A 7905-nucleotide genomic window follows, 5' to 3' on the forward strand; every position below is an offset into this window, starting at 1 on the left:
TCGGGCCGTTAGGAAAACGGGATTGACCGACCGACAGTAGACCTCCGCTGGTCCACTCCGGTGACGGCGCCTCCCTCGGTTCAGGAGCCCGACCACCCACTTGCCGCACATGTTCCCCAAGTGGAGCAGCCCGCTCGGCGGCGCTACACACAGTCGACGACTTTCCACCGAAACGAGTGGTTGAATCGTTGTGCTCGCAATGCGTTCCCACCGGTTGCCATCACTCTCTTGGGGGACTGTGCCGCCGGAGATCTCGAGTGATAACTTCGCTGCGGTCGACATATTCTCACATTTATTCGGACCTTCGAGAAATTCCGAGAAACACCCTTCCTCGATACGACAGCGATAGGTGGTGTGCGTTGTGACGGTGACCGACCCCGTTGCGCCCGGACTCGAGACGAACGATGCCGAACAGCAGCAGAGCCTGGCGACGACGGCCGCGAGAAACCTTGCGACGACGAAGAAGTCCGTCCCGCAGATGCAGGGCATCTCGTCGCGCTGGTTGCTGCGCATGCTGCCGTGGGTGCAGGTGTCCGGCGGCACCTACCGGGTCAACCGCAGGCTCACCTACGCCGTCGGCGACGGTCGCGTGACGTTCGCGAACACCGGCTCGGAAATTCGCGTAATTCCGGCCGAACTGGGCGAACTGCCTATCCTGCGCGGATTCGACGACGAGGACGTGCTCACCGCCCTGGCGGATCGCTTCGAGCAACGGGAATACCAGCCCGGCGACGTCATCGTCGAGTTCGGACACGAGTCCAACGAGGCATTCCTGATCGCGCACGGAAAGGTCAACAAGATCGGGCCCGGGCACTACGGCGACGAGACCGTGCTCGGCGTGCTGGCGAACGGCGACCACTTCGGCGCGGAGACCCTCGCCGACCCGGCGAGCAGGTGGGAGTACACGGTCAGGGCGGTCACCCCGGTCACCGTGCTGACGCTCCCGCAGCAGGGCTTCGACGAGCTGCTCGAGCGGTCCGAGACGCTCCGCGCGCAGCTCCAGGCGTTCCGGGACGGACAGTCGGCGGCGCGCAACCCGCACGGCGAGGCCGCGATCGAGCTGGCCTCCGGGCACAGCGGCGAGCCCGACCTGCCCGGTACGTTCGTCGACTACGAGCTGGGCCCGCGCGAGTACGAGCTGTCCGTCGCGCAGACGGTCCTGCGCGTGCACAGCCGGGTCTCCGACCTCTACAACGAGCCGATGGACCAGGTCGAGCAGCAGCTGCGGCTCACGATCGAGGCGCTGCGCGAGCGCCAGGAGCACGAGCTGGTCAACAACCGGGAGTTCGGCCTGCTCGCCAACGCCGACCTGGGCCACCGCCTCCACACCAGGAACGGCCCGCCGACCCCCGACGACCTGGACGAGCTGCTCGCCGTCGTCTGGAAGAACCCGGCCTTCTTCCTCGCCCACCCGCGCACGATCGCCGCGTTCGGCAGGGAGTGCTCCAAGCGCGGCATCTACCCCGAGACCGTCGACCTCAACGGCAACCGGGTGCCGGCCTGGCGCGGCATCCCCCTGTTCCCCTGCAACAAGATCGGCATCTCGGACACGCGCACCAGCTCGATCATGCTGATGCGCGTCGGTGAGCAGCAGCAGGGGGTCATCGGCCTGCACCAGACCGGCATCCCCGACGAGTACCAGCCGAGCCTGTCCGTGCGGTTCATGGGGATCAGCCCGAAGGCCATCGTGTCCTACCTGGTCAGCGCGTACTACTCGGCGGCAGTCCTGGTGCCGGACGCACTGGGAGTGCTGGAGAACGTCGAGCTCGGCCGGGAGGGCTGACGTGACCACTGTGGACACGACGGTGGACACGACGGTGGACCCGACCGTGCGCGCCAGCCTCAGCACCACCGCGGCACGCAACCTGACCACCACGACCAAGTCCGTGCCGCAGATGCGCGGCGTCACCCCGCGGTGGCTGCTGAAGATGCTGCCCTGGGTGGACGCGAAGGGCGGCAGCTACCGGGTCAACCGCAGGCTCAACCTCGCGATCGGCGACGGGCGGCTGTCGTTCGTCAACGTCGGCGACGCGGTCCAGGTCGTGCCCGCGGAGCTGCGTGAGCTGCCGCTGCTGCGCGACTTCACCGACGACGCGGCGCTCACCGCGCTGGCCCAGCGGTTCGAGCAGCGGCAGGTCGAGCCGGGCGAGGTGATCGTCGAGAAAGGACAGCCGGCGGACCAGCTCTTCCTGCTGGCGCACGGAAAGGTGCGGAAGCTCGGCACCGGCGAGTACGGCGAGCCGGTCGTACTGGACGTGCTCGCCGACGGCGCGCACGTCGGCGACGAGGTGCTGGCCGGCGGCGAGCACACGTGGGGCTTCACCCTCACCGCACTCACCCCGGGCACCCTGCTCGTGCTGGGCAGGCCGTCGTTCCAGCAGCTGAACGGGCAGTCGGACACCCTGCGGGCGCACATCGAGGCCGAGCTCGCGAAGCCGGTCGGTGCGCAGAACAAGCAGGGTGAGGCGGCGATCGACCTGGCCTCGGGGCACGCGGGCGAGTTCGAGCTGCCCGCGACGTTCGCCGACTACGAGCTGGCGCCCCGCGAGTACGAGCTCTCGGTCGTGCAGACGCTGCTGAAGGTCCACACCCGGGTCGCCGACCTCTACAACGACCCGATGAACCAGACCGAGCAGCAGGTCCGGCTCACCGTCGAGGCGCTGCGCGAGCGCCAGGAGGACGAGCTGGTCAACAACCGCGAGTTCGGCCTGCTGCACAACGCCGACCTCAAGCAGCGGGTGTTCACCCGGACCGGCCCGCCCACCCCGGACGACCTCGACGAGCTGCTGTCCCGGCGGCGCAAGTCGAAGTTCTTCCTCGCCCACCCGCGCACGATCGCCGCGTTCCGCCGGGAGTGCACGAAGCGCTCGATCTACCCGGCCAACATCGAGCTGGAGGGCACGGCCGTCCAGTCGTGGCGCGGGGTGCCGATCCTGCCGTGCGACAAGCTCCCGGTCACCGACGGCCACCTCAGCTCGATCCTCGTGCTGCGCACCGGCGAGGAGGACCAGGGCGTGATCGGCCTGCACGAGACCGGCATCGACGACGAGGTCTCGCCGAGCATGAACGTGCGGTTCATGGGCATCGACGACAAGGCGGTCATCTCCTACCTGATCAGCGCGTACTTCTCCGCCGCGGTCCTCGTGCCGGACGCGCTCGGGGTCCTCGAGCACGTCGAGATCGGGCGCTGAGATGCCGGCACGGAACACGGCCGCGCCGGAGCTGTCCGATGCCCGGGAGCCGGCCCGCGAGACCCTCGCGTGGAGCCGTGCCCTGGTCGACCCGGCACTGCGGGCGGCGGTGGACACGCTGCCCGCGTCGATGCGCCGGGTCGCCGGCTACCACCTCGGCTGGTGGGACGAGCACGGCGGCCCGACGTCCGCGCCACCGGGCAAGGCGCTGCGCCCGGCGCTGGTGCTGCTCTCGGCCGCGGCCGCCGGTGGGTCGCCGCGCGAGTCGGTGCCGGCCGCGGTGGCGGTGGAACTGGTGCACAACTTCTCGCTGCTGCACGACGACGTGATGGACGGCGACGAGACCCGCCGGCACCGCCCGACCGCGTGGCGCCTGTTCGGGATCGGCGCGGCGATCCTGGCGGGTGACGCGCTGCTCACCCTGGCGCTGGACGTCCTCGCCACCAGCGGGCATCCGGCGTCGGGGCGGGGCATGCGGATGCTGGCCGCGGCGGTGCAGGACCTCGTCGAGGGGCAGAGCGCGGACATGTCCTTCGAGCGGCGGAACACCGTCGAGCTGGTCGAGTGCGAGGGCATGGCCGCCAACAAGACGGCCGCGCTGATCGGCTGCGCGTGCGCGCTCGGCGCGTTGTTCGGCGGTGCGGACGCCGCCCGGGTGCAGCGGCTGCGGACCTTCGGCGAGCACCTCGGCCTCGCCTTCCAGCACGTGGACGACCTGCTCGGCATCTGGGGCGACCCCTCGGTCACCGGCAAGCCCGTGTTCTCCGACCTGCGCAGCCGCAAGAAGTCCCTGCCGGTGGTGTCCGCGCTGGCGTCGGACACGGCGGCCGGCCGGGAGCTGGCGGCGCTCTACCGCGGCGCGGCCCCGCTGGCCGGCGACGACCTCGTCCGCGCCGCCGCCCTGGTCGAGGCGGCGGGTGGCCGGGCCTGGAGCAAGGCCACGGCCGACGACCTACTGGTGCGTGCGCTGCACCAGCTCGACACCGTCGACCACGGGCCGGCGGCCGCCGAGCTGGTGGCGCTGGCCCGCCTGGTGACCCGCCGCGACCACTGACCGCAGGAGGTCCTCCGCAATGCCGTCCCCGGTCCCCCGTACTCCTCCCGCGCGCCACGCCCCACTCGCCCGCTCGTTCCGGGAGGTGCGGCCGGCATGACGCTCGCCGACATCGCCGGGCCCGCCGACCTCGCCGGACTGTCCACTTCGGAGCTTGGGCGCCTCGCGGCGGAGATCCGGGCGTTCCTCGTCGACCGGGTGGGCCGCACCGGCGGCCACCTCGGCCCGAACCTGGGCGCGGTCGAGCTGACCCTGGCGCTGCACCGGGTCTTCGACTCGCCGCGCGACGTGCTGCTGTTCGACACCGGCCACCAGACCTACGTGCACAAGCTGCTCACCGGCCGGCAGGGCGACTTCACCGCGCTGCGCCAGGCGGGCGGGGTGTCGGGCTACCCGTCCCGGGCCGAGTCGCCGCACGACGTCGTGGAGAACTCGCACGCCTCGACCGCGCTGTCCTATGCGGACGGTCTGGCCAAGGCGTTCGCGTTGCGTGGGGCGGAGCGGCGGGTGGTGGCCGTCGTCGGCGACGGCGCGCTCACCGGCGGCATGTGCTGGGAGGCGCTCAACAACCTCGGCGACGCGCCGGAGCGGCCGGTGGTCGTGGTGCTCAACGACAACACCCGCTCCTACGCGCCCACCGTCGGCGCGCTGGCCGCGCACCTCCGCGAGCTGCGTGGCCCGGCGCCGCTGGGCAACCTGTTCAAGGACCTGGGCTTCGCCTACCTCGGCCCGGTCGACGGGCACGACCTCGCCTCGCTCGAGCGGGTCCTCACCGCTGCGCGCGGGCTCGGCCGGCCGGTGGTCGTGCACTGCGTCACCACCAAGGGCAAGGGCCACCCACCCGCCGAGCACGACGACGCCGACCGGATGCACGCGGTCGACGCGGTCGGCGGTCCCGGCGCGTCGTGGACGTCGGTGTTCGCCGCGGAGATCGCGGAGATCGGCGCGCAGCGGCCGGACGTCGTCTGCCTCACCGCGGCGATGACGCTGCCCGCCGGGCTCGGCCCGTTCGCCGAGCGGTTCCCGGACCGGGTGTTCGACGTCGGCATCGCCGAGCAGCACGCGGTCACCTCGGCCGCGGGACTCGCGATCGGCGGCCTGCACCCGGTGGTCGCGATCTACGCGACGTTCCTGTCCCGCGCGTTCGACCAGGTGCTGATGGACGTCGCGCTGCACCGGCTCGGCGTGACGTTCGTGCTGGACCGGGCCGGGGTCACCGGGCCGGACGGCGCGAGCCACCACGGCATGTGGGACGCGTCGGTGCTGCCGGTCGTCCCCGGCCTGCGGATCGCCGCGCCGCGCGACCCCGCGTCGCTGCGCTCGCTGCTCCGGGCCGCGGTGTCCATATCGGACGCGCCGACCGTGGTCCGTTACCCGAAGGCCACCGCCGGGCCCGACATCCCCGCGGTGCGCACGCTCGGCGGCTGCGACATCCTGCTCGAGCACCCGGACGCGGAGGTGCTGCTCGTGGCGGTCGGCCCGCTCGCCGGGGCATGCCTCGCCGCGGCCGAGGAGCTCGCCACCCATGACGTGCCGGTCACCGTCGTCGATCCACAATGGACAGCGCCACTGGATCCGTGCCTGCTGAAGCTGTCCGCCGCGCACCGCCTGGTGCTGGCGGTCGAGGACACGACGGTGACCGGCGCGCTCGGCGGCCGGCTGGCCCAGGCGCTCGCCGCCACCGGCGAGCCGGCCTGCGTGGCCACGTTCGCGCTGCCGAACGCTTTCCTTCCGCACGCGGGTCGCGAGGAGATCCTGCGCGCGCACGGCCTGGACGCGCACGGGATCGCCACGACCGTCCTCAAGCGACTCGCCAGGTTGCGGGCGGGGGTGGGATCGCGGTGATGGGCTGCGTGGTCGACGGTCCGGGGGAGGCGCGCGAGGCCGGGCTGGGGGTGTCCTCGGGCGACGGCAAGGGGCAGATCTTCGTGCGCGGCAAGGTGGTCAAGACCGTGCCGGAGAGCCAGCTCGTCGAGCCGCCGCTCGCGGAGGCTTTGCGGCGGGACTGATCCGACCCCACCTCCTAACCCCGGGAACACAGATGAACATCTATGTCAGCGGCCTCCTGTGGGTGGCCGGCGTGGCCCTCGTGGCCGCGCTCGCGGTGTACCTCATCCGGCGCATCGGCGCGACCGACGGCACCGTGGAGAACAACGAGGCGGCCGGCCAGGTCTTCACCCTGGTCGGCGGCATCCAGGCGGTCCTGGTGGCCTTCGTGCTGATCTCGTTGTTCGACGGGGCCGGCGCCGCCGAGGACGGCTCGTACGCGGAGGCGGACAGCGTGGTGGCGGCGGTGTGGGCCGCGGAGTCCTTACCCGCGCCGGTGCGCGCCCGGATCACCGACGAGGCCAGGGCGTACGCCGGCACAGTGATCAACGAGGAATGGCCGCGGATGCGCGAGGGGCAGGGCGTCGGCGACCGGGGCTGGGACGAGTTATCGAAGTTACGCAGGCTGGTGGCCGCGGCGCCGGCCACCGACGCGTGGACGATCGACCAGAAGTCCGAGGCGTCGCAGCAGCTCTGGGGGGCCTACCAGGCGCGGCAGGACCGGCTGAACACGGCGACCGGCGGCGGCGTGAGCTCGGTCGTGTGGTTCGCGCTGGTGGCCGGCGCGGCGATGTCGCTGGCGCTGCCCCTGATGTTCGGCGGTCCCCGCCCACTCGCCCACATTCTCATCGTGTCGACCCTCGCGGCGACGATGACCTTGCTGCTGTTCGCGACCCAGCAGCTGCAGAACCCTTACAGCGGCGGCGCCGAGATCGAGCCCGCCGCCTTCGTGTCCGCACTGGACCGCCTGCGGTGAGCCGATTAGCCGTCCCGGCCGCCACGGTGCTGGCAGCGGTCGCGGCGGTGACGGTGGCCCTGCCCGCGTCCGGCACCCCACCCGGCCAGACCGGCACCCCGCCCGGCGCCATCGCCGACCCGGCCCCGCTCGCCGGCCGGCCGCCGCCACCCCGCCCGTGGCCGACTCACCCGACGTCGGCTCCCCCACCGCCACCCCCAGCACCATCCCCAGCGCCACCACCTCCGGCGCCGCCCCCGGTCCCGCCCCCGCCGGTCCCCACGGTTCCCGTCGAGACACCCGCGCCGCCCCCGGCGCCGGTCCCCACCCCGCCGCCGCCACCGCGGGCCGTCCCGCCACCCCCACCACCGCCGCCACCGCCGCCCGCCGAGCCCCAGGTTCCGGCCCCGCCCCAGCCCACTCTGCGGCGGCGGGAGAAGCCGGTGGTCGCGGCCACCGGCGTCCGCCCGGAGACGGAGGAGAAACGCCGCTGGGCCCTGACGGCGGCCATCGTGGTCCTGGCCGCCGGCGCCGCCGCGGCCCGGGGCGCCCGCCGCCGCTGATCAGCCGGGGCGCGGGGTCAGGGGCCGAACCTGTTCGGCTGCGGCTGGCCGGGCTCGGTCCACAGGACCAGCACGACCAACATCCCGATCATCGAGAACAGCAGGAAGCACCAGCCGCCGCCGCGGCCGGTGTCGTGGAGCCGCCGCATGCCGGCGGCCACCCACGGGACCAGCAGCAGGACGTAGGCGCCGGCGAAGAAACCGGACGCCCACTCCTCACCGCCGATGGCCGCCCCGGCCAGGCCGGCGACCAGGAACACGCCGAGGCAGAAGAGCACGAAGTACCAGAACTCGGCCCGGGACGCCCGGCCCCGG

7 protein-coding genes and 1 pseudogene are annotated in these 7905 nt (G+C 72.6%); 7 read left to right on the plus strand and 1 reads right to left on the minus strand.

Translation table 11 applies throughout. The features are described 5' to 3' along the window. Positions 1 to 361: 361 nt before the first annotated feature. From VGD70_RS27460 to VGD70_RS27490, 7 genes and pseudogenes are all read left to right on the plus strand, one after another. Positions 362 to 1783, plus strand: a complete 1422-nt coding sequence (locus VGD70_RS27460) for a family 2B encapsulin nanocompartment shell protein (protein WP_331086309.1) — start codon at positions 362 to 364, stop codon at positions 1781 to 1783. A 1-nt stretch (position 1784) separates the two neighbouring features. Further along, positions 1785 to 3191 (plus strand): family 2B encapsulin nanocompartment shell protein, encoded by a 1407-nt coding sequence (locus VGD70_RS27465; protein ID WP_331086311.1) that lies wholly within the window; start codon positions 1785 to 1787, stop codon positions 3189 to 3191. Position 3192: 1 nt separating this feature from the next. Continuing rightward, a complete protein-coding gene (locus VGD70_RS27470) occupies positions 3193 to 4245 on the plus strand; it encodes a family 2 encapsulin nanocompartment cargo protein polyprenyl transferase (protein ID WP_331086313.1) in 1053 nt (350 codons plus the stop codon). 96 nt (positions 4246 to 4341) lie between these two features. Continuing rightward, positions 4342 to 6090, plus strand: coding sequence for a 1-deoxy-D-xylulose-5-phosphate synthase (locus tag VGD70_RS27475; protein ID WP_331086315.1), 1749 nt, complete (start codon positions 4342 to 4344; stop codon positions 6088 to 6090). Then, positions 6081 to 6254, plus strand: a pseudogene (locus VGD70_RS27480) (flavodoxin-dependent (E)-4-hydroxy-3-methylbut-2-enyl-diphosphate synthase); the annotation flags it as partial. The gene VGD70_RS27475 and the pseudogene VGD70_RS27480, both read left to right, overlap by 10 nt. Positions 6255 to 6286: 32 nt before the next feature. Then, a complete protein-coding gene (locus VGD70_RS27485) occupies positions 6287 to 7048 on the plus strand; it encodes a hypothetical protein (RefSeq protein ID WP_331086317.1) in 762 nt (253 codons plus the stop codon). Continuing rightward, on the plus strand, positions 7045 to 7590 hold the full coding sequence (locus VGD70_RS27490) for a hypothetical protein (RefSeq protein WP_331086319.1): 546 nt from the start codon (positions 7045 to 7047) through the stop codon (positions 7588 to 7590). Before VGD70_RS27485 ends, VGD70_RS27490 begins: the two co-directional genes overlap by 4 nt. Positions 7591 to 7607: 17 nt before the next feature. On the opposite strand, the gene VGD70_RS27495 is transcribed toward VGD70_RS27490, so the two are convergent. Beyond that, the coding region (locus tag VGD70_RS27495; RefSeq protein WP_331086321.1) for a DUF805 domain-containing protein at positions 7608 to 7905 on the minus strand (298 nt) is incomplete at its 5' end.

Origin of the sequence: Actinophytocola sp., assembly GCF_036402745.1 — a bacterium.
Lineage (GTDB): Bacteria > Actinomycetota > Actinomycetes > Mycobacteriales > Pseudonocardiaceae > Actinophytocola.